Below are 23,405 nucleotides of genomic sequence, written 5' to 3'. Positions count from 1 at the left end.
TTGGAACTTCAAACATTAGCAACATAGCCCCGTGGGTTCATGGGGCGCATACGCTCTATTCGTTTATCTTTACCAAAAGAAAATTACACTATCCTTGAAATAGGCAGTTTGCCCAATGCTGATCGCCTGTACTCGAACTCAGTTGCTTCAAACTATCTTCCTCTTACCTTTGAATCCTCCGTCTCTGCCTCACGAGTGCTTTCGAAGTTTAAGCAAAACTTGTGGCCGGTCACCACTTTACTCTTTATGATTTCACTCACCATTCTTTGGTTATGTGTTTCCTATTGGCATGCAAAAAAAGAAATTGCTCTTCAAAAAGCGGTTCGAGACGCCCAGTTTTTCCCCTATTATCAACCCATTGTAGACGCACAAACAGGTAAAATGCTCGGTGTCGAAGCTTTACTCCGATGGCTTCCCTCTGATGGCCGCGTCATAGAACCAAGCAAGTTCATCCATTATCTAGAGCAAAGTGGGGATATCATTCCAACAACAGAAAATCTCATTACAACCATTTACCGCGACTTATCGTCTTTGATGAGTCAAAACGCTGAGTTTTATTGCAGTGTCAACATCACTCCTCTGCACCTACAAAATGACGATTTTTACCACTATTTAAAGCGGTTTCAGCATGACTACTCAAAACTGACGCTTGAATTGACAGAACGCCAACCGATTGAAAATTTGGCGTTTGCCAGTCAGCGCCTCGCCTTACTCAAAACATTAGGACTTAAAATAAGCCTTGATGATGCAGGTACCGGTTATGGCGGAAACTCCTATTTGCATTATTTCGATATTGACACTATCAAAATAGACAAAATGTTTACACGCTCCATTGATGAAGGAAAATCCGCTGTTCTAGATGGGTATATTAAAATGGCTAAGCAGTTAGAAATGAATCTAGTAGCGGAAGGGGTTGAAAATAAGCTTGAAGCTAACGGGCTTTTATTAAGAGGCGTCTTTCAACATCAAGGTTACTATTACGCTAAACCTATGTCGATTGAAGATCTCCATCGCTGGGCTTTAGATTATGGTTATACTCACGAGCGGGTTAGTGAGGCGCTCAGCTAAAAACATCACGGAGCTTACCTTAGTCAACAACGAAAAGATGCTCTTGCTAATACTCGTGGTTTAGCCTAACTGAGTCCATAAAACGAACACGTCGGGAGTAAAGAAGATAACCACACTCTTTGCTCATTTGTGGCATCACTTACTTAAAGTGGTCCACCAAGTTCCCCTTGTGGGATAACGAACCGTTCCCGCCTTACACATCAGAACATGTACGTCAGAAAACCCTTTTGGCCCGTTCTTTCACGATAGGTCGAAAACCAAGTCCCTTGTGCGTTGCTGATGCTTTCAAACATTGTCATCCCCATTGATGTTGATTCATACTGACTACGTTGATATCGCAGTCTTTGAGATCAAAGTCGAAAAACACATTCGTCGGCTTTTTATTCCATCTGCATACCAACACCCGCATCACCGTAAGAGTGGCTGCCTTCACTATTGCAAAAAGCGCCGCAGATGGGCGCAGGCCTGCGTAATATGCCTAAAAAGTTCAGGAGCCTTACCTGGGGCGACGTCCAAGGCTGTTTTTCTACTCAATTAAGCACGCTGGTTGAGTGGTTCAACAGAGTTACTTGGGAATACCAGACACCACATCCTTTGGGTGTGCGCATTCTACTACAAGAATGCACAAGCCAGTTTGTAGCACGGCTCTTGAGAGAGAGCCCATTGTTTTGTTCTTTTAAAAGAGCAAAACAATGTCCTTAAAAGGAGTTTGAATAATGCAAATTGTATACGGATATTGTCGTGAAGATGAGGCGGGGAATTTATTGGACCGCTTTGTTAAACAAGGGGATTTTGTCAGCTTCAAAGAACTGGGCTCAGTCGGGCGTGAATACATGGCATTTGCTGCTTTGTTGCCTTTTACTGACCGCCTCCCCTTTCCTTTCTATTGGAAGGGTGTTCATTTCGTTTCGGTTCAAAAACACACCCAATCAGTCCGTCAACTCACGCCACCACCATCAAAAAATGCTCGCAAAAAACATTATCGTAAACTCAAGAACACGATAATGACCCCTCAAAATTGGAAACAACACGTCAGTCGCAATCGCGGTTTGAAGTATGTAAACGCTTCCTTGTTGCCTTTAATGTAATCAAGAAGCGCATGGGACTCAACGGCAACATCTTAACTCATGCGGTTTAAAGCCTGCCCAAAAGTCTGACGAACGAACAACGTCCATTTTTCAACCCACCAGATGCACGACACCCCTTTTGATAATGGCGGTGCGATGTCGTGCCTCTTTTATCTACATTTAAAGGTAACCAAATGAAAAATAAAACATCACGCTTTCACTGCCCTCTTACGTATTGGCGTTACGTCTGCACGCTTATGGCCGTCTACTTTGCTTGTGCGTCACCCGCTTACGCCAATGACCTCTTTGCCAGTGGTAAAGATACCGTAACCAACACGGTCGGAACGGGGTCTTCTGGCGAGTTCTACATTTTAGTGGCAGGCCTAATTGGCGGCATCATCGTGGGCATCATGCAAAAGAACTGGGTGGGTGGCATCATCGGCTTTTTCGTTGGCGTGGTGTTCTGGGAAGTTGGTAAAGGGTTTGTAGGCTTATAAACCACATAAGGAGAGCGCGAAACTATTCGCCCTATTTCACCATGGATCATCAAGACAAACAAACCCTCTTCGCTTTTCCAAACTACTTACAAACCGACGTCAAAATAGTCGGATTTCCAATCGATGAAATACTCCCTTCTATCTTGTTGTTTTTGATGTTGTTCAACATCAATCGGTTGGTCGCGGTCGCCGTGTGTATCGGATTTTTCCTCACCATTCGCAGCTTAAAAGTCCGACACGGCCCCAAATTCATCATTCACTTCATCCACTGGTATGGGGATGACACAGCGAATAAAACCATTTTTAAACGCACGCCCCCCGCCACAAAAAAATATTGGATTTACTGATGCTCAATGAACATAACGGCGAGGCGCTTAAAGCGGCTCGCTTTATCAATTACGTCCTCACCGCGGTGGTGTTGATCACCGCCTTAGGAACCGCTGGGTTGAGTTTTGCTTTATTAAGCCAAAACCAAGCGGAAAAGCGCACCTTCGTGCCACCTCATATCGACCGAGCGTTTACGATCTCAAGCGATGCGGTTGATGAAGCGTATCTTTCTATGATGGCCGATTGGTGGATACACCTAAAATTTAATGTCACGCCCTCTAACGTTAAACGTCAATTCAACTTACTCATTACCTACGTGCCGCCTAAATACTGGAGCGGCTTACAAGACAAGTTGATGCGAGAAGCCGAATTTATCATCGAGAACGACGTCACCAGTTTTTTTGAAGTTGACACGCTGTCTATCAACCTGAATGAAATGAAAATACGGGTCAAAGGCACGCTCAACAAAACCATCGCGGGGCGCACACTTGACCCTGAGCCCGTGACTTATCTACTCCAAGCCGATTACTCAAGTGGCTTGATTGAACTTCACACCATCGCCCAAGAGATACCGTTATGAAAATACGCTTGATTTATGCTTTTTTTGGTTTGTTGTTACCCATCATGAGCCACGCCCATACGATTGACGCAAAGACCTACTATTTTGAGCAAAATGATACCATTGTGTTGCCCTTATCCTCGGTCAACACCAACCGTTTAGTAGTGAAAGACGACAAGATATTAAACCTTCATTGCCCTAGAGGGTTTTGTCTCGCTAAAGCCAATCAACGAGACCAATCGGGCTCTATTACCGTCAAACTCAACATCGCCTTGCCTTTTACCGCGCACGTCACCACAGAGAAAGGTCAAAATTTCTCGCTTTTTATCAACCCTAAAGCCGTCCCTGCGGTGGTGAATGAGTTTATTCCGCTTCGCTCTACTGCAGAGAAAAGTGTCTTTGAAAAAGATCTCGAATACCCTTTGGCCTTGGGGCAACTCACCAAACAAATGATACATTGGCAGCGTTCAAAGACGCCTATCCCAGGGTTTCGTGTCCATCCGATTGACCCCGAAACCCTCCCCAAAGACACGTCGCCACTGGCCATTATTCCGCAGACCCTTTTTGTAGGCCGCCCCTTCTCAGGGCTTATTTATCAAGTTAAAAACCAATCCAATGACACCGTCACTCTGACCGAAGCGCAATTTTACAGTTACGCCAGTCGGAGCGCCTCACTTGACCGTTATACCTTACCCCCAGGTGAATCTACACATCTGTACATCATCACAGGAGGTCGCGAATGAAACGATTGAAACAGTGGCTTTTTAGAGAGTCAGACTTAGAGGATGGAGTGCTCGCCAATGACCAAAGTAAGCAGCGTAACCAAATACTCAGCCTGTTAGCCGTTGCGCTCTTAGTCGCAGTTTTTTTTGCGTTTAAAGCCTTTAAACAACCTCGAACCTCGCTAGATACTGCGAAAGAAGTCGTTGAGCCAGCCCCCAATTTTGGGGAAATCATTACTGATGATTTTACCGACAAAGACAACCGCTCAGCCTTGACCTTACAAGGTCAAGACATTGAAGACGTCAAAGAGAAGATGGAAAACCTCAATCGAGACGTCGATCGTTTGATGACGAGCAACGAAAATACGATTTCGCAAATGAAGAAAGAGAACGAGATCTTACGCGAGGAATTACGCCAACATCAAGAAGCGCAACGCACCATCGCCTTGCCATCAACCCAATCGCTACCCTCAAAGGAAGCCGGTCACCTCACCGTCATGGGAGAGCCTGCGCCGTTTGGCTCGCGCCCACTTCCTCCCAAACCTTTGCCCTCTTACGCCACTAATGATCTGCAAAAAGAGAGCTTTCAATACAGCAAAGCCGATAAGGCCTCGTTTGATGACCAAGGGCAAGCGTTTGACTCGTTTGATTTTTTTTGGACAGCCTCCTCAGAGTCAGCGTACCAACGAACCGTCGACAATTACGTCCCGTCGGGCACCTTTGTGACCGCCAAAATCACCGGTGGCGCCGATGCCAATGCCGGGGCGTTCGGCCAAAGTGATACCGCCCCCATCGTGTTTCAAACCGTGCATGAAGGCGTGTTGCCCAATGGAGAAAAGAGCCACCTCAAAGACTGCACCATCATTGGGAGCGTGTACGGTGACCTTTCTTCCAATCGCGGCGTGGCGCGCACTCATACCCTCAGCTGCATTCGGGACGGTCGAATTTTAGATATCCCCGTTCAAGGCACCGTCTTTAACTTTGGGCGCAATGGCATCCGTGGCACCTCGATTTTACGTAACGGCAAAATCGTCCAAATGGCGGGGATCTCAGGCATCTTAACCGGACTGGGTGAGACCGGGGCGGGCTTGGCCAGCACCACCTCAACCTCAGCGCTTGGCTCAACGTCGAGCCTCAACAGCAAGGATGTGGGATTAAGTTTATTGGGCAATGCCACCTCGGACGTGGGGAGTAAGCTTTCGGATTACTACATTGCCTTAGCCGAGTTATATCACCCCTTCATCGAAATCAATCCAGGGGGCATCGTGAATATCGTCTTTACGAAAGGGTTCCCTCTGGATGATGAGGAAGCGATCAAACGCTATGTTGATCATCAGACAAAAGAGCAAGAGCAAGCAAAACCAGACACCCTTTTAGAAACCATCACACTCAACCCTCTCGCGGCAGAAGTTAACCAACAATTAAATTAAGGTCGGCTTTTATGACTATCAAACTTTTCACAGCGCTGCTTATTAGCCTACTAGCAGGTTGCTCTGCGGGCTTTCAAGATGAATTTAGTTGCCAAAAAATCGGCGGTATACCCGGCTGCGCCAGCATGGATGACATTCGCAACATCTCGACACACCCAACAACACAACAAGTCGCCGAGGCTAACGTCCTGGCTTCCCACCCTTTTGCCTTACTGCCAAGACGCACCCGTGAAGGCCATCCTATTCGAACCCAAGACACGGTTAGGAAGGTGGTGATTTTTCCCTTTACTTCGGATGACACCACCACTTACCTCGACACAATGGATATTTACATTGTGTTAGACGAGTCTACCTGGACAGGTCGCCCTGTTCAGGCTATCAAGAAGGATTAACGCCATGGGCGTCTCAAAAGATTTAAAGGGTTTTTATCAAGAAGCCAAACGTGAATATAACCACCTTCATTCTGAACTGCCTTACCGCACTTTTGATGCGCAGCACAGCCTCTTTCATAACAAAAAGGGCGTAGGATTTGGATTCAAATTGAGCGTCTTAACGGGGGCGAATGACGACATGGTGGAGGCATTTAACCGTCTCATCATGGATTTACCGCCTGGCCATAAATGGGATTACCATTTTTCCATGATGGGCCACAACCACGTGAGTCATTTGATTGAGCAAAATACCGCCTTGAAATCCGCTCGTGCGGGTATTTGCAGTGAATTAGCAAAACAAGAAGCCGATTACGCCAACTTTGCGGCTCACCACGGCTTTTTTCATCGTCAGAAGCATTACTTTGACATCAAAGATTACAGCGCGTGGTTGTTTGTCTCCAGTACGGACGATGTTGATAGTGTGTTGGATTGCAAAGAGGCGCTCACCACGACTTTATCCCAAATTGGACTGGAGCTCACGCCGCTTACCCCCGAAGGCTTAATCAACTACGTCGAAGGCATTCTCAATTTTGACCCCACACAAACCGCCCCTCGCGGATCTGACTACGCACCAGAAGCGTTGATCTACAAACAAGTCCTCTCTCCTGATACCGAGTTTTTAACTCGCCGACATTACACCGACGTTCGCTTTAGTAACCGCCAACATCAAACGGTGACCTCGCGGATCATTTCATTGGGTTTACGCAGTACACCTCGAACTTTCCGCCTTTACGCCTTTACGCCTTGCCCGATTGTTTTGCGTCCTTAAAGAGCGTGGCCAAAAATGTGCAATGTCCACACCTCATGACCCTCAATTTTCGCCATCAAGAATCGGGCAGTTTTGCGACCAAAAATGGCGGACGCATTGGAGAGCTGGAAAAAACACTCAAGTCCCCGATGGCATTTTTCTTCCCTCAAGCGAAGAAAGAGCAGAGCGAACGCGAGCAAATTCGAGATGAAATGTCGGATGGCATCAACAGCATGGCATACATGCACCTGACGCTGACGTTATTTACCAACAAAAAATCCGAGCGACTGCATCGCACTACGGCCATTAACGCCTTTCGCTCTGGCGGGATTGATTTACAAACCGTCTCGATGCTGCAAAGCCAAGCGCTCATGACGACCTTACCGTTCATGATGACCGATGGGTTTTGGGCCGATTGCGACCGTGCTGGACGCATTCAAACCGTAAAAACCGGCAATGTGGCCAACCTCTTGCCTCTTGTGATGGACGTAAAGAATTTCAGTGGCGGCATGATGCTTCCCACCATGCGCCAACAAGCCTTTTGGTTTAATCCGTTTAATTGTGGCTCAGATAACTACAACATCGCCCTGACCGGAGGCTCCGGGGCAGGAAAATCCTTCTTTGTGCAAAAGCTCGCCGAAACCCTCTTTGCCATGAACGGTAAAATCTGGGCGTTAGATAAAGGAAAGAGCTTTAAAAAGCTCACCTTGATGCTTGGCGGCCGCTACATGACGGCTGAGAAGATTTACCTCAATCCATTCACTCACCTGGAACGCATTGCCATGGGGGATGACTATACCGATGAAAAAGGCGAACAGGTCAACCCTCTCAAGGAAACGCTGCACACCATCACCGGACTCTTTGCGACCATGGCCTGCCCCACACACGAAATGGGAGATTTTGAAAAATCGGTCCTCGGTGATTGCATCATTGCGGCTTGGCAGGCACACAAAAGCGAGACGTTGGTTGACCATGTGCAAGAAGCGCTGTTTGCGGCGGCCGAAAAACAAGGCGGTGATCGCCGCCTTTCTGATATCGCCATGCAACTGAATAAATACCGCTCAGAGGGGATCTACGGTGACACCTTCAATAAACCGTCCATGCTGGATCCCAATGTCCACTTTACCACCATTGAACTCGACGGATTTCCCTCGGACATCATGCGACCGGTGATTTTTGCGCTGATGTCGAGCATCACTCAGCAGATGTACCTTTCAGGCTCCCGTTCAACGCCGAAGATGTGCATCATTGAAGAGGCGTGGTCTCTGATGGCTGGCTCTAATGCACAGGCACAAGAATTCATCAATACCGGTTATCGCACCGCCCGAAAATTTGGGGGTTCGTTTTGCACCGTGACGCAAGGGATTGAGGATTTTTACAGCACACCTGAAGCGCTCGCTGCGTTCAATAACTCCGACATTCACATCACTCTGCGTCAAGGCAGTGGATTGGCGAAATTCATCAAAGACAATCCTTCACACTTTTCACCCTATGAGCAATTTGTCATCAAGAGTTTTGAAAAGTCCTCCATCGCCGGTTACAGCTCTGTCATGCTAAAAACCGGTGATGTAACGACCTTTCATCGCTTGTTTGCCGATCCTTTTACTCGTGCGTGCCTTTCGACAGAGCCGCATGAGTTTGAGTACTGTGAAACCTTGATGAACCAAGGCGTCCCACTCATGGATGCGGTCAATCAAACCGCAGAGCATTTTTACGGACCAGAAATTGAGATCTTCAACACCCTCATCTATGGTAAGGAGGCCAAATGAAATCCATCCGTCACACACGTCTTGTCGGTGCCCTGTTTGCCATAGTGTTGATGATGTTCACGCTGATGGCCGTCAAGCTCAACACCGCCCCTCAAATCGTGGTCTTCGATATCGAACAAACGTTAGCGCAATATCAAGACCAACTCATTGAAGCCAACCTCAGCGATCAGGAGCACAGCGCGCAATTGGCGACCTTTGATACGGAACTCAGGCGGCTCTTGAAAGAATACGCGCAAGCGATTATCGTGCCAGGCGCGCTCATCAGCGGCGCACCGGATAGAACCACCGAGATCCAACATTACGTTATTGAGGCGCTTAAAAAGGAGTCATGATCTTATGATTGTTCACGGGCATTCATTCATCAAACCAACAGCACTCTCAAAGGTGCTCGGTCTCACTTTACTTGCCATCGCCCCCACCGCTCTTAGTCAACAATTTGGGCGTCAAGGCGAACTTTTCCCTATTGCAGAGGTAGACATGTTGCAATGGATTAACAGCAGATTGACACACTTAGAAGCCACGGGAGAAACCGCAAAGATGCAACAGCAGTTTGTGGAGAACGTAGAAAATAACGTGCGAAGACCCCCTCCCGTTAAAGGGTTGACCGCCACCACCGCGCCCAACACCTTTTACATCGACCCATCATTAAAGCTGGCCACCGATATCAAAGATGCACAAGGTAACCTCCTTTATGCTAAAGGCCTCGTCATCAACCCTTTTGATACCGACACTTGGCCAGTCGACATTCCCAAACAATCATTCGATTACTCGTATGTGATTGTCTTTCTTGATGGTGACGACCCAAGCCAGCGCGCTTGGGCTAAACAATACCGCGCAGATAAGCCGATAAAATGGACCCTCACCAACGGCAGTCCAGAAAACGTCGCCACGGAGTTTGACGCCCGAATTTATTTTGACCAACAAGGTCACTACAGCCGTCAATTTCAACTCTCACACATTCCCGCTCTGATTGAACAAGACGGAGCGCGGTGGAAGATCACAGAGATCGATGTGACGCCGTTCACCACCATAAACAAGAGTGCGACGAACACAAAATAAGGAGAAAGACCTTGAGATCCCATGGGTTATTACTGCTTGGTTTGTTCCTATTTCCTTGGCAAACCCAAGCTCAATCCGCCGCTTGTACGGGGCATTTCTTAAATCCATTGTCTGATATTTGTTGGGACTGCCTATTTCCTATGACACTGGGCAGTGTGCCTCTCATTAGCTCGACATACCCTGACACCGCCAACCCAAGCATGCCGATCTCCTATTGTCCTAAACCCCCGCCCATTTTTATGCAAATTGGCTTAAACATTGGGTATTGGGAGCCGTATTCCTTGGTGGACGTGACGCGAGTCCCTTATTGCATGGTCAACATGGGGATGCAGTTGAGTAATGACAATAGCCAACAAATAGGAGGCTCGCAGCACGACTCAAGCAGCAAAACCAGCGGCAATGCTTTTTATCACGTGCATTGGTACAAATATCCGGTGATTTACTGGCTACAACTGATGCAGTCGGCCGCCTGCATGGCCACGGATAATTTCGATGTGGCCTACCTCACCGAGCTTGACCCGTTTTGGGATGATGATGAGATGTCGTTCATTCTTAACCCCGAAGCCATTTTGTTTGGCCACCCCATCACGCAGCTCTCTTGCATCACCGAAGCCATGGCGACCACCACCGGGCGCGTTTTGCCTTTTGATGCGCTTTTTTGGTGTTTAGGCTCACAAGGCAGCGTCTACCCATTAACCGGTAATAGCGCTTACTCTCATACCGGCCCTCAAGTTGGCACACTGATGTTAGAGCGTTTTAATTTTAAAATGCACAGGCAAGGCATTGTGTGGGAAACCCGGGGCGAAGATGGCGCAATCTGTTACCAATGGCCAGAGCCTATCTTGCCGAAAAGTCGCTATCGCTATCAATTGTCGGCACCGATTGGTGATGCCGCTCATTGTTATCCCTATGGCACCACCTCGTCACTTTGGGAGCAAGGTAAAGACAACCCAACCACCGGCGGTAACTTTGGTTTTGTGAACTGGCGAAAACGTAATTGCGTATTTTTATAAGGAAATGAGACGATGTCATTTAGCCCAAGAGCCTCATGGCTGTTACTTATTCTGCTGGTTAGCCCTCTCTCAACAGCCGAGAAGGGTTACTCTCAAGAAGAGCTCAAAGCGCTTGCCAAGCAAGAGCAGACCATTGCAGCGCCAACCAATCACAGTGAACTGACCACCTTTCTTGAACGAGGTCAGCAACATAAGCAAGAAGCGTTGTCGATGAATCAACACCTCGATAACGTGTTGCAAGACTCGCCACTGGCGAGTGTTCTTGGGGTGCCTCAGGAAAATCCAAACAAAAAGGCGCAAGGTGTGATGGTGTTTGTGTCGCTTTCCATGCCAGATAACGCGCTTAGACAGCTACTCAAACAAAGTCAGCAATATCAGGTTCCTCTCGTGATACGTGGGGTACTGCCAGAAGGCATGGTACCGACAGCCTCTCGAATACTGAGTTTGTTAGAAGCGGACGACGAAGAAATGGCCATTGATAGCGGTTTTGCCATCAGTCCACAGTGGTTTCGTCAATTTAACATCACCCACGTCCCCGTGTTTGTGGCCATTGGAGAAGCGTGCAATGAAGCGTCTTGCCCGCAAAGTGATTACGACATGGTTCACGGCAACCTCTCCCTTCCTAACGCATTAACGATTTTAAGCCAAGGCGATGTAGGACACATCGCCAAACAAGTGCTCAATAGGAGTTCCCCTTGAATTCGCCCTTTTCACTACTTTTTGTTTTTCTCTCTTTCAGCGCTGCTCTCTTACTCTCCCTTCATACCCTTGCCGCCCCTCAAGAAAACACATTCTACGACAACGTGGAGTGGGCGAAAAACACCCCGAACGAGGCTTACAATGACTCAGAAATGACGCTTAACCTGTCAGACTTCTGCAGCGACAATAATCCAGGGTGTGAAAGCAAAATCCGACAGCCTGATGAAGCCGGGATGACTGATGCACAAATCACAAACCAATCCACGTCGGAGTTTGGCAACAACGAACACGCTCAAGCGATACAAGAGGGGTTTGACAATAATAGTGTCACCATTGACCCAAACGATGATACGTATCGATTCGCCACCCTTGGCATTGAGAACGCCTATGAAATCAGTCATGGTCAGTCTAATCAGTACGTGGATTGTGACAACGCCACGCAATGCGTCATTGATAACATCGCAAAGCAATGCTACCGACCAACTCACAACCCGGTCCCGTGTGACAAAGTCCCCGTCGCCTCCGTGAGCCTTAGTGAAGTGATCTACCGCTGCCCATCCGGCTGGACAAAGCAAGGGGATAATTGCCAACGCCCTCTCTCACAATGCCGACACGATAATCACAATTACGTGAGGCAAACGGGGGGAACAAGAGGGTTTACAGGGTCAGATACCACGTATTTCTGGGATGGGAAGGTTGTCTCTCCCAACCAAGGCTACACGCTTGGCGATTTAAAACAGACCGACCACATTGTCTGGAAAAGTAACGAATCCTGGTATAAACGCTACCAGATTTGTCGCCCCACCACACAAACGAAAAAAGTCACCTTGAGCTGCTCAAACGGATTCTCCTTATCCGGAGGGAACTGCATCAAGAACAACATTACTTGGCGAACAGAATGCAACCTGATGAAATCATGCAAGATCACTCGCCAGCAATGCATTGAAGGTCGAGCCACCCGCATCATTAATGGCATACCGACCACGCTTGATTGCTGGAAGTATCGGGTTGAGCACCAATGCACTCGACCCAATACGTGCAACGTCCTGCCCGCCGATTGCACCACGACGTCAACCCATTGCAGCCTCCAGCAAAACGGTGTGTGCATTGAGGAGAAAGTCAATAAATCCTGCCCACAGCGGCGCTGCAGTGCCACCCAATTAATCTGTGGAGAAGAGAGCTTTTGTCTGGATGGCGATTGCTTTGAAGCCATGGCGACCACTTCAAACCGCTTTAATGAAAGCACCTCAGCCTTAGCCGCGCTCGCAGAAGCCGCTGACGGTATGGGTAACCCACCGAAGATATTTACAGGCAAAGGCATGAAGTGCACAGACGCCGCTTTTGGTTTTGCCGACTGCTGTAAAGACGGCGGTTGGGGCACGAGTATTGGCATAGCCCAATGCAATGATGAAGAGAAAGCGCTCGGTCAAGCCAAAGAGCAAGGCATTACGATAGCCCTTGGCCGTTATTGCGCAGAAAAGGTCTTAGGCGCGTGTATCCGGGAAAAGAAGACCTACTGCGTCTTTGATAGCAAATTGGCGCGCATCATCCAAGAGCAAGGCTCGAAAGGTCAACTTGGCATCAGTCTGGGAACCGCCAAACACCCCATTTGCGGCGCCCTTACCCCCGAGCAGCTTCAAGACATAGATTTTGAACGCCTCGACTTTTCGGACTTCTACGACGACATGCACGGCAACACCAACCTGCCTTCGGCCACAGAAATCCAAGAGCGATTACACAGCGCTTATCGCCATTAACTTAATCAATGATGAGGACATGATATGGATCCCCTACTCCCTTTACTTGTGGCCACCCTGTCGACAACCGGGTTTGCCATCACCCTTATTCGGCATCTTCTGTTCAAACGAAAACTCCATCAGCTCAAGCAAGAAATGATGAGGCACCAACAACAGCGTGGCATTGATGAAGCACTTTGGACGTTATTTCACACGCGCACCCACAAGATGCTGAGTTTCTGGCAATAATGAGGTCACACCATGAAGGACTTATCCACAAAAACGGTGAACAACTCAATTAACCGATTAACAATCAAACCCCTACCGTTAATGTTGTTGGCTTTATTGGCCTTTCACAGTATCGCCGATGAGCCCCCCAAGGGGTGGCGCTGGTATAACGAGACCAAAGCGCCCAAAGTCCCTCCCAAAGAGGAGGAGAGCCTCCCCCCCAACAGCGTCTCTACCGTGATGAGCGCCACCGAGCAGATGCAATGGTTCCACCGCGCGTTTGATGAAGCGTTAAACGATGCCACCATTAACCCAACCGATGAAGAGAAAAATCTAAAATTGATGAAGCTGAAAAAATTCATCGATGGCAAGACCACGCAAACGGGCATGACCTTCAAAAAGCTCATCAACGAACACCCCGAATACTCGTACACCAAAGACCGCCCCACAGAGCAAGCCGCAAGAGCGACGTACTATCAAGGTATCCAACTCAAAAACGAAGCCACTGTGCGTCAATTGGTACAAGAAGGTTGGGGCCTCTACTTCATCTACGAAGGGCAAGACGCCTTATCTCAAACCCTAGCACCCTCAATCCAAGACTTTGCCCACCGGTACCACATCGAACTGGTCGGGATCAGCAAAGACGGTCAGACCTTTGAGACGATTAATGAAAACCGTATTGATAAGACAGGGCGTGTACAGGTGCGCTACACACCGGCTTTAATGCTGGCCAATATCCACACCAAAGCACTCAAGCCCCTCGCCTACGGCTTCATTTCACAAAAAGACTTGCTCTCTCGCTTTCACAACGTCGCGACCAATTACCAAGACAGCGACTTTTAACTTAAGGACGCCCCGATGAACGCTTTTATCCGCACGTTATTGTTGAGTACGCTGATGACGCTCGCCTCAACCTCCCTCACTCAAGCGCAACCCCCTCATGCGATGACAGGCCAATACGCCTTGGTGTTCTTCCATTTTAGTCAGTGCGCTGAGTGTCACCACTTTGCCCCAACCATGAAGCGGCTAGAGCAAACTACTCAACTACCTGTGTACGATTTCTCCTTTGACGGACAACCCATCCCCGGTTACGCGACGCCTATACCGACCAACTCTGACATCACCGCTGCGTTTTTTGGGGATCTCAAAAACGCCATTACGCCCGCCACGTTCTTAATCAACGTCAGCAATGGTAAGTACGTGCGTTTGAGTGAAGGCAATGTTCCATACACTGAGCTGCTTAAGAGCTACCAAGCCTTGCGCGCCGATGTGGCCATCATGGAGAGTTTACAATGACGCGACCTACCCTCCTGGCTCTCTTAATGAGTCTTTCATGTTCACTTCATGCCGGCGGCTTGGGCGACGCCATGAACAGCTTTTGGGATGACAGCAGTTTTAACAGCAACATCACGAACCCAAGTGCCTATCAGGGTCAATCCGCCACCTACTATAATGCGGGCAGTTTGTTTGCTCGCACCAACATCAAAAACATTCAACTGGCCGCCATCACCTTGCCTTCTGTCAGCGCAGGGTGCGGTGGCATTGACGCCTTTATGGGCGGCTTTTCTCATATTAACTCTGACCAACTGGTGGCTTTTGGTAAAGCCGTCATTGCCAACGCCGTGCCCTTCGCGGTGGATTTAGCGCTGCAAACTTGGGCGCCGAGCATCAAAGAGAATCGGGACAAACTGCAAGCCATTGCTGATCAGTTCCTCACCACCTCGATGAACTCTTGCCAAGTAGCGCAATCGGCGGTCTCTGGTTTAGCGGCCTTTACCGATGGGGAAGCCAAGCGACATGCCTGCGCCACCCTAGGCACGCAAAGCAACGCTTTCGCTGATTGGTTAGAAGCGCAACACGAATGTCGCAACGTCCGTACCAACCAGAGCACACTGGCTAGCAACACCGATGACGCCACGGCGCACGCAGTGAAAGTGAACTTAAATGTGGTGTGGGATGCGCTCATGAAAAGCGCTTACCTTCAAGACAATCAAGAGGTCGCCGAGTTTATCGTAAGCCTCACTGGCACCGTCATTTACGACGCGCAGGGGACGCCAAGCTACATTCCGGCCATGTTAGTGGGTAACGACACCGCCATTAACGCCCTTTTGACCGGAGGGGATTTGGAGGTGTATCGATGCGACAACACCGAGACCTGCCTTTCGATGAGCCTAAGCGCCATCAGCCTAAATGAAAGCCAAGCCTTTAACGCCAAAGTGCGCCACACCGTCGATACGCTCTATGCCCACTTACAATCTGACCAACCTATCACCGACTCAGAGAAGAGCTTTGTTGAACTCAGTGACATTCCTATCTTAGCAATGCTCATTGATGATGCGCACCTCAACCTACAACCAGAAAGCCATTTATACGCTCAAAATATTGCCGCCGATCTCTTGCATGCCTATCTCAACAACATGCTGATGATCGTCAATCAATCCATGACCAACCTCGCTTCGGTTAACCCAACCGACGTCAATCGCACTCTCGAAGGCATCAACAGTGCAAGGGATTACTTACAAACCATTCGAGACCGTCACAAAACAAAATTGAACGCGTACTTAGCCCTCACTGAGCGCTTAAAACGCAAACGAAAGCTCCTTAGCCAATCGGCAAGTGACGCTACCCTATCGAACCTCACCTTTGGCCATTAAAGGAGATCCCCAATGACCTTAGACTTTTATCTCTATGGCGCAGGCCCTCAATTACAACGAGCCTTGAACGCCGTCGCCACTTTTTTTACCACCAACACCTTTGGCTCGTTAATCGAAATCGCCTTACAACTGGCCTTTATCATCAGTGCCACCCTATTTTTTGTGTCTCGAGACGCGAAACATGTGATGCGTTTTATGTTCATTTACTTGGCTATCCCCACTTTTCTTATCAGCATGAAAGCCACCGTCCATATCAATGACGCGCAAAATCCTATGCGCATTTATTACGTGAATAACGTGCCTTACATCGTCGCAATACCCGGTTGGGCGGCCACCACGTTCATGCACGGCTTAACCGAAGGCATTGAAATCGTCTTTAGCAGTACAGAGGATGAAAGCTACAGCTCCTCAGGCATGGTGTTTGGTTCGAATTTATACACGTTGCTTCGTAGCGCCAACGCCGAAACCATTGATCTGCAACGCTATTGGAAAGACTTTTATCACAACTGCATCGTCGGAGACATTCGAATTAACAAAAAATACACCATGCAAAACATCCTGCAAGCACCGGATTTGCTGGGTTTTCTCGCCACAAAATCGATGTCCCCCATTCGTGGGCTCTATAACCCCCAGGGTCAATACAGAACCTGCCGCGACGCGTTTCCTGAACTCACTCAACAATTTGATGAAGAGGCCAATCAAACCATGAATAAACTGGGCGCGTATATCTTGGGACGAGAGAGCAACATCCAATCAACGTTCTTAAGAAACGCCATCGAGAATAGTCACCAAGATTTAATTGGGGTCAGTAACAACGCGGTCGATATTTTAAAACAGAACATGGTCATCAACATGACGCGATGGAACATCGAAAACACGCACCGAGGTATCGCGGCCAACTACGCCTACACCGCCAACCAAATGCAAACCACCACCATGTGGGCCAACATTGGGCTGCAAGCCAAAGAGTTCATTCCAATGATGCACTCGATAGGAGTGATTTTGTTTGTCTGCTTTGGGGCGATCATTGCCATCATTGCCTTGCTGCCACATATGGCGCTGCCTGTCCTTAAAAACTACGTTGGCAGTTTTTTCTATCTGGCCACTTGGCCTATGATATTCACCATCCTCAACGCGATCATGATGTGGTTCTTAGAAGGGGCGACCCAGGGCGCGACACAAGGGTTACGCGGCATTACCCTCTCGAACATGAGCGGCATTGATTACGTCAACACGCGTTACGCCTCCATTACCGGATACTTGATGATGTCCACCCCCGCGATTGCTTTGGCGTTAACCAAGGGCGCAGCGGCCATGATGAGCAGCTTAAACTACCAACTGGCGGGGATGATAAACCAAACCAATGCCCGTACGTCGGCAGCGGCCTCAAGCGGTGACATCAGCCACGGTAATACGCAAATGCAGACCCACACGTTTAATAACGTCAATGGCAATAAGTTTGATACGTCGACATTGCTGAAACAACACGGCAGTACCACTCAAAGCGAAGACGGTATGCTTTCAACGCAATACGGTGATAGAACGGTGTATGACACTAGCCCTACCGCGTCGAATTTCCAATGGAACGTCGCATCAACCAGTCAATACAGTGAAGCGGTGCAAGACTTGCACACCAATGCTCAATCGAACCTCTCGACACAACAAGCGGCCTTGTCGCAAAGCACACAAAGTGGCTCTCAACTGATGGCCGATTGGAAAGAGAGTTATTCTTCAACCCAAGGTTACGGTTTAACTCATGGACACGGTGCAACTGCTGCGGCTTCAAAAGGCTTAGAGCAGGTCAACTCCGCCACTGAGCAAGTCAGTGCAGCAACCGGATGGAGCCATGAGAAAGCGAATGCCTTCTTACACTCTGCGTACGGCGGTTATGACGTGAATGCAGGACTGTCAAGCGGCGCTCTCGGTGACGCCGTAGGGTTTAATGGGAGTGTGAACGCGTCCACGGGACAAAAATGGACACAGGAAGACCGCGAAACGCTCAGCAGCATGAGCAACGAGCAACAAAGCCAAATGCAAGCCGCTATCGAATCCTACCGCTCTGGTGCCAACCAAACCATCGATGCGAGCAACCGCCTCACGGCCGACGAACGTAATACGGAGATGGGCACTTACGCCACTGGCTTTACGGCGAACTTTAGTGAGACGCAAGGCTTGATAACGTCCACGACACAATCTCAACAAGAGGTCGATACACTCAGTCAAGTCAACAGCCAAGAGCAACGTCATCTGGCCAGCCTGACTGAGAAACTGGAAATACCATTCCAAGGTTTTGTGGAGGAGAAATATAAATCTGAAGTAGGACGAGCAGAACAGATTCTTACCGGTAGTAATGATAAATCACGCCAAGCCCGCGCTGATGAATGGGAAAAATTTAAAACAACCGACACGTTTAAAGATTTTGTGCTCGCCAGCGTCCCCACTCAAGAAGAGCACGAACGTACCTTTAATCCTGAGCCGACCCAATCCGAGTGGCAAACAATGGTGGGCGAACAATACAAAGGTAAGGCTCTAGGCAACACCAGCCAAACGGTGATTGAGCAGCATAAACAACGCGGAGGCACTGAGCGTTATTACACCCCCGACAACCACTCGCAAATCGTGGAGGATACACGTGAACAATTTGAGAGTACCAGTAACCGTGTTGAGCCACCATCAACCTTACAGCCAACACAGAAGGAGGATCAAACCCGCTCTTAACCTATAAATAATGGTTAATTATTGAGTAATTAAAATGAAAAATCGTAACGACCTAGTAAGATACACAGTATTAAATGGAGGGATTAATGATGAAATGGCTCGTATTAGGCTTAGGCACATGTTTCTCTTTTTTGAGCTTAGCCAATAGTCAAATTCCAGAAATCGACCGACTCAGCAGTGGCAACAGCCCTGCAGATATGAGTTACTATGTTGAACATTATCAAAATCCGGGGAGTCCTGAGTATCGAGATTTATTGATTGGTACTCGTGTCGCTGCTAACGCCGTGAACTTTTATACCACCCGTTTAGATACTCGCGGCCAACGCATTGATTATTGCTTGCCAATGAAAGATGCAGCCAATCGCGAAACATTATGGGAATGGAAAACCAAAGATCTGATGACAATTATCGACAACAGACTTGAACACGATCCTCGTTTAAAAAAATACGGCAAAGCAGGCATTGGTGGCAGCATCGCCAGCTATCTAACCGCCGCATTAAAAGAGCAATACCCTTGCCCAGTGCAAAAGCAATTTTAAGCTATTGGTTTACCCTGCCAAAAGTTATCCGTTCTTATCATGCTGTTCGCTGTAAATCCCCGTGATGTATCACGGGGGTAAATTAGACCAAGCTACTGACTGGCTGGCGTTTTTCAAGGTAATGATGGCTACGCCCTCTGCTGTGTCCTAATAGGCTTGATATATATCTATAGGCTTTCAACCAATCCAAGTTCATTATTTGTAATCTGGTTTAATTTTTTGCTGAAACTACCCCTGTTGATCCCCAACATCCTAGCAGCCTCTTGAATTTCAATATGTTGTTGTCGATACAAGCGAAGGGACTTAAAAGCCAGAAGACAAGGCTCTAACTTACTTGTCGCTCTCCAATTTTCCAAGCTATGTACTTGTAAACTTGCCTACCGCAATCATCTGATACATAATGACACTACCATCTGATAAGGAGTTATTGTTATGTCACAAATGCAAGCATTCAAGCCTGTTAAACAGCCAGCTAGCTTTTGGCAGCAAGTAGGTATTCCATCGCGAGGGGTAACCCTTTATGAGTCTGTTCATAAAGGTCTGGATTTTGATGTTTTTGACAAACTAGCCAAGCACTCTAAATTGGAAAAGAAAGAGTTGGCTACCGCTGTTACAATTCCACCAGCCACACTAAACCGCAGATCGAAAGCGGGACGTTTTAACAAAGACGAAAGTGATCGTTTGTACCGTTTTGCTGAGATATTCAACCAAACCATCAACTTGTTTGAAGGTGATATTTTGGCCGCGTGTGAATGGATCAAATCCCCTGTGGTTGGTTTGGGTAATCGCCGCCCTATCGATATGGTTGCCACAACTGCTGAATCAGAGGGTGTGCTAAACCTAATTGGACGATTAGAGCATGGGGTATTTTCTTGATCACTTTGTACCGAATCGTAAAGGAAAAGTGGGAAGAGTCAGCTTTCGATGGCGAAGGCTCCAGACTGTACGGAGGGCGTTGGAATTCTATTGGACGGTCTGCGGTTTATGTTGCTGCGTCAGAGTCACTTGCCATTTTAGAAATCTTGGTTCATCTCAAAAATACCAAAGTACTTGAAAATTATGTCTTGTTTACGTTGGAACTGGATGAAGCCGATGCTTTGGTCCTTGAAAATGACGACTTACCGGACAACTGGAATGAAGAGCCAGCCCCGCTTCAGACAGCCGAAATCGGTGATCAATGGTTATCGAGCTATTCAAGCTTGGCGCTGGCGCTCCCATCGGTGATTGTGCCTCGCGAACAAAACTATGTGCTCAACACAAAACATCCAGGTTATCCAAAACTCATCAAAACAGCCAAAAAACACGAAATTTCTTTCGATACGCGGCTTCTATAAATCAGCTATTCCCACTGTAATTGTCCGAAGACATTAAAGTTTGTCAGTTCCAATTTAGTTTGATCTGTTTTTGGCTACATCAAGTTAGACGGCGAAGATAAGTTAAACCACTTTCGCCCCGTTATTTTTCACAGAAAAAAGCGGTTCAACACTCCTCAGCTGAGTTTAGGCGATTAAAACTAATGCAATCGCACAAAAATTCAGTCTTGTTTTTCACTAGATAGAGCTAAACGAAATATTGTAATTAACGGTTCTAAATCGAGTGATACCCCTGCAATATTTGCATCAATCCATTCTTGTTGAGTAATTTTAGGCCACTCGATGGTGTAGCCAAGGACAAATACGAGTTCTTCAAAGAAAAAACGTAAAGTTCGGCCATTACCTTCCCTAAAAGGATGTAACAAATTTAATTCGCAAAATAGACTGGCTAATTCTTGGATAAGATCAGGCAAAGCCAAATTGTCTAACGAAGGGATAATATCAAATAATTTTGAAGCTTCAGCTTCAATCCTAGAAACGGTACAGAATCGAGTGTAGCCTTTAGATATATCCACTTCTCGAACTTGACCTGCCCATTCAAAAAGATCTTGGAATAGATGGTGATGTAGACATTTGAGGTGATTGAAGTCTAAATGCTTGATTTCAGAAACATTACTTTTGTATGAAAGGTACCTATAACTCGTAAACTCAACTTCGGCTTTTTCAAGTTCATCCGAGTCAAGTATATTCAATCTGTTAATTAAAACATCAGAATTTGAGTAACAGTATTTGTCCTGATCAGCACCATATTTATCTCGCATACTTGCGTTTTAAATCTTCAATGGTTTGAACGTTCGATTTCTTATTTATCGTCATGCCTTCATAACCCAAACTGGTTTTGAAGTTCTTTAAGCTAGGGGTAAATGTAGCTTTTTGGCGCTTCGGATTTGAGACATTGGCCATATCAATGTTCCTCTTGTTGGTTGCATTAATTGTACATGACTAATCAGCTAATGTCATGAAGTAGCGATTTTCGCAAAGCCAAGTGAGCCGCGCAGCAGCATTCTATTCTAGTAATGTCACTGGCAAAGTTTTATCCAGAGGCTTCATTGGCCTAAAGTTTTACCCGTGGCACTTGTCTCTCAAAGTGCCAGCTAGCTCAGAGCTGCCCCAAAAACGTCACAATCTGAATTTTAACACGTGGCATTTTCTAGCTCGAAAATGCCCCTTTCCTACTTAGAGTTGTTGCTCTTCACTAAACAAGCACGATCATATTGACCAACATTTTCTAATGTAAGATGGTGATATATTATTGGTTTTATTTAGATTCTTGGGTAGCGTTTTATGAAAAGGAAAGAACAGTTAAAAGTGCTAGCAGCTAATTGCGGTACTACGTCACAATGCCCTTACTGTAACTATGAGCTAGAGAAAGTACCTAAACGTAAAGCAAAGTGTAAATCTTGTAAGAAGCCCATTTACCCAAGAAAAGAGCCATTGTCTGGTGCTCAACGCCTCTATCGTGAGGGCGATTTGTTTCTGTTGGAAGAACTGAAAGCGCTAGCAGATGGATGGTGGCGTGACTGGTATGAAGCTAATAAGGGCGTATTAAATGCACGTAAAAATTTAGCAAAAGAATGGAATGTTGATGAAGTCAATGTGTCAATTGCAGATGCTAGATGGAGAGAGTCTCATACTAACCTAGCTGAAGCGACCGAAAAGCAAGATTGGGATCTAGTCTATTCGGCCTATGAGTCTATGCTGAGGCAAGTACAAAGAGAAAAAAGCCAAGATAAAACACCTTTGGAAGAGTTGGTAGCTGGGCTTTTGGTCACTGGTTATGGGCGTGAGCGATCTATTAACGGTTACTTATTGGAGCATAGAATCGGCAGGCCGCAATACATGTTGATTGACCAACTAACTACTGAGGCAAGCGAAGTTTATGAATTGGTTAAAGGCACCAATACAGCAAAGACCTATTGTACATTGTTGAATGTGTCATTAGATACGGTGATTAACCGTTACAAAGATGAACTCAAAGAAGATGATGAGATAAGAGATAGCTTAGAACAAAAAGGAGCCCCTTCAAGTGCTACAAACATCGCATCCACTTTAAATGTTGTGGAGACGCCACCTAAGGAGTCCAAGAAAAACAATGCCGCCTCAAAGCTACCAATATTGCTTCTCATACTGGCAATAGTAATCGTGATTTTTATGAACACATAATTGCCCCATTCCTTGCTTCAAGCGATTAACCCCTCACTTAGTCAAGTGTCAATTGACTTACTTTTGGTAATGCCAGTAATCTGCCTAAGTCTTAAAAGGAACATCAGCGAGGCGAGGGTAGTCATGAGGACAGAGCTTATACCAGTTCATTGATAGCCGAGTCGTTAACAACATTAGTTTGAGCATTGAAGCACTAGTATGATTAGATTTGTTAAACTACACCCCACACTTGCAACTCTTGCTATAGCAAGCGCTTGCCTATTGGTATCATTTGAATTTATCTTCAACGACACGACTGAGCTGTTTCAAGGTGGGGCTGCGCTTGCGGCTATCTTGGTCAATTTGTCACTCTCTTTTCTTTCTGGTCTTTTATTCTATATTTTGACAGTCTATTTGCCCGCTCATGAAAAGCGCAGGCGGAACGCACAAAGTTGTATTAAAACCACGCGAAATATTAGTTTCAAAATTCGTTACTTCTTCCTGAGATTAAATGGTCAAGTCACGATATGTGATGAAACAGTCATCCCACCGATATCACTTGTTTCTCGCCAACAAATAAGGATTAAGGTGTTGCGCAGCCAACACTAAATCCCGAGTGTTGAACA

General features: G+C 47.1%; 27 protein-coding genes and 1 pseudogene. 25 read left to right on the top strand and 3 right to left on the bottom strand.

Features of this window, described 5'->3' with window-relative positions; all coding sequences use genetic code 11:
- The first annotated feature begins 39 nt into the window (after window positions 1-39).
- The 21 genes from ACED45_RS21235 (at window position 40) to ACED45_RS21140 (ending at window position 19,264) form a co-directional block, all read left to right on the top strand.
- Window positions 40-1,068, top strand: coding sequence for an EAL domain-containing protein (locus tag ACED45_RS21235; protein ID WP_371714938.1), 1,029 nt, complete (start codon window positions 40-42; stop codon window positions 1,066-1,068).
- 716 nt (window positions 1,069-1,784) lie between these two features.
- Window positions 1,785-2,156, top strand: a complete 372-nt coding sequence (locus tag ACED45_RS21230; RefSeq protein ID WP_102258053.1) for a hypothetical protein — start codon at window positions 1,785-1,787, stop codon at window positions 2,154-2,156.
- A gap of 173 nt (window positions 2,157-2,329) precedes the next feature.
- Window positions 2,330-2,632, top strand: coding sequence for a type IV conjugative transfer system pilin TraA (locus tag ACED45_RS21225; protein WP_102258054.1), 303 nt, complete (start codon window positions 2,330-2,332; stop codon window positions 2,630-2,632).
- A gap of 41 nt (window positions 2,633-2,673) precedes the next feature.
- Window positions 2,674-2,979, top strand: coding sequence for a type IV conjugative transfer system protein TraL (gene traL, locus ACED45_RS21220; RefSeq protein ID WP_016800278.1), 306 nt, complete (start codon window positions 2,674-2,676; stop codon window positions 2,977-2,979).
- The gene (gene traE, locus ACED45_RS21215; RefSeq protein WP_016800277.1) at window positions 2,979-3,539 is read left to right on the top strand and encodes a type IV conjugative transfer system protein TraE; all 561 of its coding nucleotides are present in this window, start codon (window positions 2,979-2,981) and stop codon (window positions 3,537-3,539) included. Before traL ends, traE begins: the two co-directional genes overlap by 1 nt.
- A complete protein-coding gene (gene traK / locus ACED45_RS21210; protein ID WP_016800276.1) occupies window positions 3,536-4,261 on the top strand; it encodes a type-F conjugative transfer system secretin TraK in 726 nt (241 codons plus the stop codon). The genes traE and traK overlap by 4 nt, the downstream gene beginning before the upstream one ends.
- On the top strand, window positions 4,258-5,670 hold the full coding sequence (locus tag ACED45_RS21205) for a TraB/VirB10 family protein (RefSeq protein WP_102258055.1): 1,413 nt from the start codon (window positions 4,258-4,260) through the stop codon (window positions 5,668-5,670). The genes traK and ACED45_RS21205 overlap by 4 nt, the downstream gene beginning before the upstream one ends.
- Window positions 5,671-5,681: 11 nt before the next feature.
- A complete protein-coding gene (gene traV, locus ACED45_RS21200; RefSeq protein ID WP_016800273.1) occupies window positions 5,682-6,062 on the top strand; it encodes a type IV conjugative transfer system lipoprotein TraV in 381 nt (126 codons plus the stop codon).
- A gap of 4 nt (window positions 6,063-6,066) precedes the next feature.
- Window positions 6,067-6,870: a TraC family protein gene (locus ACED45_RS24095; protein ID WP_442806902.1), complete on the top strand. Its 804-nt coding sequence runs from the start codon at window positions 6,067-6,069 to the stop codon at window positions 6,868-6,870.
- Between the two features lie 5 nt (window positions 6,871-6,875).
- Window positions 6,876-8,618 carry a type IV secretion system protein TraC gene (gene traC, locus ACED45_RS21195; RefSeq protein WP_442806901.1) on the top strand — a complete coding sequence of 581 codons (1,743 nt, stop codon included), beginning with the start codon at window positions 6,876-6,878 and terminating at the stop codon, window positions 8,616-8,618.
- Window positions 8,615-8,950 carry a TrbI F-type domain-containing protein gene (locus ACED45_RS21190; protein ID WP_371714937.1) on the top strand — a complete coding sequence of 112 codons (336 nt, stop codon included), beginning with the start codon at window positions 8,615-8,617 and terminating at the stop codon, window positions 8,948-8,950. The genes traC and ACED45_RS21190 overlap by 4 nt, the downstream gene beginning before the upstream one ends.
- 4 nt (window positions 8,951-8,954) lie before the next feature.
- Window positions 8,955-9,677, top strand: a complete 723-nt coding sequence (gene traW, locus ACED45_RS21185) for a type-F conjugative transfer system protein TraW (RefSeq protein WP_017061842.1) — start codon at window positions 8,955-8,957, stop codon at window positions 9,675-9,677.
- Window positions 9,674-10,690, top strand: a complete 1,017-nt coding sequence (traU, locus tag ACED45_RS21180) for a conjugal transfer pilus assembly protein TraU (RefSeq protein WP_029222902.1) — start codon at window positions 9,674-9,676, stop codon at window positions 10,688-10,690. Before traW ends, traU begins: the two co-directional genes overlap by 4 nt.
- A 12-nt stretch (window positions 10,691-10,702) precedes the next feature.
- On the top strand, window positions 10,703-11,389 hold the full coding sequence (trbC, locus tag ACED45_RS21175; RefSeq protein WP_016800267.1) for a type-F conjugative transfer system pilin assembly protein TrbC: 687 nt from the start codon (window positions 10,703-10,705) through the stop codon (window positions 11,387-11,389).
- Window positions 11,386-13,146 carry a type-F conjugative transfer system mating-pair stabilization protein TraN gene (traN, locus tag ACED45_RS21170; RefSeq protein WP_371714936.1) on the top strand — a complete coding sequence of 587 codons (1,761 nt, stop codon included), beginning with the start codon at window positions 11,386-11,388 and terminating at the stop codon, window positions 13,144-13,146. Before trbC ends, traN begins: the two co-directional genes overlap by 4 nt.
- A 24-nt stretch (window positions 13,147-13,170) precedes the next feature.
- A complete protein-coding gene (locus ACED45_RS21165; RefSeq protein ID WP_016799995.1) occupies window positions 13,171-13,374 on the top strand; it encodes a hypothetical protein in 204 nt (67 codons plus the stop codon).
- A 12-nt stretch (window positions 13,375-13,386) separates the two neighbouring features.
- Window positions 13,387-14,196 carry a type-F conjugative transfer system pilin assembly protein TraF gene (gene traF / locus ACED45_RS21160; protein WP_170962716.1) on the top strand — a complete coding sequence of 270 codons (810 nt, stop codon included), beginning with the start codon at window positions 13,387-13,389 and terminating at the stop codon, window positions 14,194-14,196.
- A gap of 15 nt (window positions 14,197-14,211) precedes the next feature.
- Window positions 14,212-14,649 carry a conjugal transfer protein TraF gene (traF, locus tag ACED45_RS21155; protein WP_016799993.1) on the top strand — a complete coding sequence of 146 codons (438 nt, stop codon included), beginning with the start codon at window positions 14,212-14,214 and terminating at the stop codon, window positions 14,647-14,649.
- 71 nt (window positions 14,650-14,720) lie between these two features.
- Window positions 14,721-16,007, top strand: coding sequence for a conjugal transfer protein TraH (locus ACED45_RS21150; protein WP_241904846.1), 1,287 nt, complete (start codon window positions 14,721-14,723; stop codon window positions 16,005-16,007).
- A 12-nt stretch (window positions 16,008-16,019) separates the two neighbouring features.
- Window positions 16,020-18,725: a conjugal transfer protein TraG N-terminal domain-containing protein gene (locus ACED45_RS21145; RefSeq protein ID WP_371714935.1), complete on the top strand. Its 2,706-nt coding sequence runs from the start codon at window positions 16,020-16,022 to the stop codon at window positions 18,723-18,725.
- A gap of 86 nt (window positions 18,726-18,811) precedes the next feature.
- A complete protein-coding gene (locus ACED45_RS21140; RefSeq protein ID WP_016799983.1) occupies window positions 18,812-19,264 on the top strand; it encodes a hypothetical protein in 453 nt (150 codons plus the stop codon).
- 167 nt (window positions 19,265-19,431) lie between these two features.
- Here ACED45_RS21140 and ACED45_RS24090 read toward each other — a convergent pair.
- Window positions 19,432-19,527 (bottom strand): annotated as a pseudogene (locus ACED45_RS24090) (helix-turn-helix domain-containing protein); the annotation flags it as partial.
- Between the two features lie 169 nt (window positions 19,528-19,696).
- Between ACED45_RS24090 and parS the strand changes: the two are divergent.
- Window positions 19,697-20,140, top strand: coding sequence for a type II RES/Xre toxin-antitoxin system antitoxin (gene parS / locus ACED45_RS21135; RefSeq protein WP_016800265.1), 444 nt, complete (start codon window positions 19,697-19,699; stop codon window positions 20,138-20,140).
- Window positions 20,137-20,598 carry an RES family NAD+ phosphorylase gene (locus ACED45_RS21130; protein WP_371714934.1) on the top strand — a complete coding sequence of 154 codons (462 nt, stop codon included), beginning with the start codon at window positions 20,137-20,139 and terminating at the stop codon, window positions 20,596-20,598. The genes parS and ACED45_RS21130 overlap by 4 nt, the downstream gene beginning before the upstream one ends.
- Window positions 20,599-20,798: 200 nt before the next feature.
- Here the strand turns inward: ACED45_RS21130 and ACED45_RS21125 are convergent, their stop codons facing one another.
- Both ACED45_RS21125 and ACED45_RS21120 read right to left on the bottom strand, forming a co-directional pair.
- Window positions 20,799-21,398, bottom strand: coding sequence for a Fic/DOC family protein (locus ACED45_RS21125; protein WP_371714933.1), 600 nt, complete (start codon window positions 21,396-21,398; stop codon window positions 20,799-20,801).
- On the bottom strand, window positions 21,388-21,540 hold the full coding sequence (locus tag ACED45_RS21120; protein ID WP_016800262.1) for a hypothetical protein: 153 nt from the start codon (window positions 21,538-21,540) through the stop codon (window positions 21,388-21,390). The genes ACED45_RS21125 and ACED45_RS21120 overlap by 11 nt, the downstream gene beginning before the upstream one ends.
- Window positions 21,541-21,921: 381 nt before the next feature.
- On the opposite strand from ACED45_RS21120, the gene ACED45_RS21115 reads away from it, so the two are divergent.
- Both ACED45_RS21115 and ACED45_RS21110 read left to right on the top strand, forming a co-directional pair.
- Window positions 21,922-22,800: a hypothetical protein gene (locus tag ACED45_RS21115; protein WP_371714932.1), complete on the top strand. Its 879-nt coding sequence runs from the start codon at window positions 21,922-21,924 to the stop codon at window positions 22,798-22,800.
- A gap of 198 nt (window positions 22,801-22,998) precedes the next feature.
- Window positions 22,999-23,388, top strand: coding sequence for a hypothetical protein (locus tag ACED45_RS21110; RefSeq protein WP_371714931.1), 390 nt, complete (start codon window positions 22,999-23,001; stop codon window positions 23,386-23,388).
- Window positions 23,389-23,405: the final 17 nt, after the last annotated feature.

The sequence above is a fragment of the Vibrio crassostreae genome, from assembly GCF_041439375.1.
In the GTDB taxonomy this organism is placed as follows: Bacteria; Pseudomonadota; Gammaproteobacteria; order Enterobacterales; family Vibrionaceae; genus Vibrio; species Vibrio crassostreae_D.
The sequence above is the reverse complement of the archived record's forward strand: the minus strand, read 5'-3'. Positions and strand labels throughout refer to the sequence as shown.

Coding starts and splice junctions, on each gene's coding strand:
- ACED45_RS21125 (WP_371714933.1), bottom strand. CDS start 21,398: ATGCGAGATAAATATGGTGCTGATCAGGACAAATACTGTTACTCAAAT.
- traL (WP_016800278.1), top strand. CDS start 2,674: ATGGATCATCAAGACAAACAAACCCTCTTCGCTTTTCCAAACTACTTA.
- traV (WP_016800273.1), top strand. CDS start 5,682: ATGACTATCAAACTTTTCACAGCGCTGCTTATTAGCCTACTAGCAGGT.
- ACED45_RS21165 (WP_016799995.1), top strand. CDS start 13,171: ATGGATCCCCTACTCCCTTTACTTGTGGCCACCCTGTCGACAACCGGG.
- parS (WP_016800265.1), top strand. CDS start 19,697: ATGTCACAAATGCAAGCATTCAAGCCTGTTAAACAGCCAGCTAGCTTT.
- traF (WP_170962716.1), top strand. CDS start 13,387: ATGAAGGACTTATCCACAAAAACGGTGAACAACTCAATTAACCGATTA.
- ACED45_RS21145 (WP_371714935.1), top strand. CDS start 16,020: ATGACCTTAGACTTTTATCTCTATGGCGCAGGCCCTCAATTACAACGA.
- ACED45_RS21235 (WP_371714938.1), top strand. CDS start 40: ATGGGGCGCATACGCTCTATTCGTTTATCTTTACCAAAAGAAAATTAC.
- ACED45_RS21225 (WP_102258054.1), top strand. CDS start 2,330: ATGAAAAATAAAACATCACGCTTTCACTGCCCTCTTACGTATTGGCGT.
- traW (WP_017061842.1), top strand. CDS start 8,955: ATGATTGTTCACGGGCATTCATTCATCAAACCAACAGCACTCTCAAAG.
- ACED45_RS21190 (WP_371714937.1), top strand. CDS start 8,615: ATGAAATCCATCCGTCACACACGTCTTGTCGGTGCCCTGTTTGCCATA.
- trbC (WP_016800267.1), top strand. CDS start 10,703: ATGTCATTTAGCCCAAGAGCCTCATGGCTGTTACTTATTCTGCTGGTT.
- ACED45_RS21110 (WP_371714931.1), top strand. CDS start 22,999: ATGATTAGATTTGTTAAACTACACCCCACACTTGCAACTCTTGCTATA.
- traK (WP_016800276.1), top strand. CDS start 3,536: ATGAAAATACGCTTGATTTATGCTTTTTTTGGTTTGTTGTTACCCATC.
- traF (WP_016799993.1), top strand. CDS start 14,212: ATGAACGCTTTTATCCGCACGTTATTGTTGAGTACGCTGATGACGCTC.
- ACED45_RS21140 (WP_016799983.1), top strand. CDS start 18,812: ATGATGAAATGGCTCGTATTAGGCTTAGGCACATGTTTCTCTTTTTTG.
- ACED45_RS21150 (WP_241904846.1), top strand. CDS start 14,721: ATGAACAGCTTTTGGGATGACAGCAGTTTTAACAGCAACATCACGAAC.
- ACED45_RS21120 (WP_016800262.1), bottom strand. CDS start 21,540: ATGGCCAATGTCTCAAATCCGAAGCGCCAAAAAGCTACATTTACCCCT.
- ACED45_RS21230 (WP_102258053.1), top strand. CDS start 1,785: ATGCAAATTGTATACGGATATTGTCGTGAAGATGAGGCGGGGAATTTA.
- traE (WP_016800277.1), top strand. CDS start 2,979: ATGCTCAATGAACATAACGGCGAGGCGCTTAAAGCGGCTCGCTTTATC.
- ACED45_RS21115 (WP_371714932.1), top strand. CDS start 21,922: ATGAAAAGGAAAGAACAGTTAAAAGTGCTAGCAGCTAATTGCGGTACT.
- ACED45_RS21205 (WP_102258055.1), top strand. CDS start 4,258: ATGAAACGATTGAAACAGTGGCTTTTTAGAGAGTCAGACTTAGAGGAT.
- ACED45_RS24095 (WP_442806902.1), top strand. CDS start 6,067: ATGGGCGTCTCAAAAGATTTAAAGGGTTTTTATCAAGAAGCCAAACGT.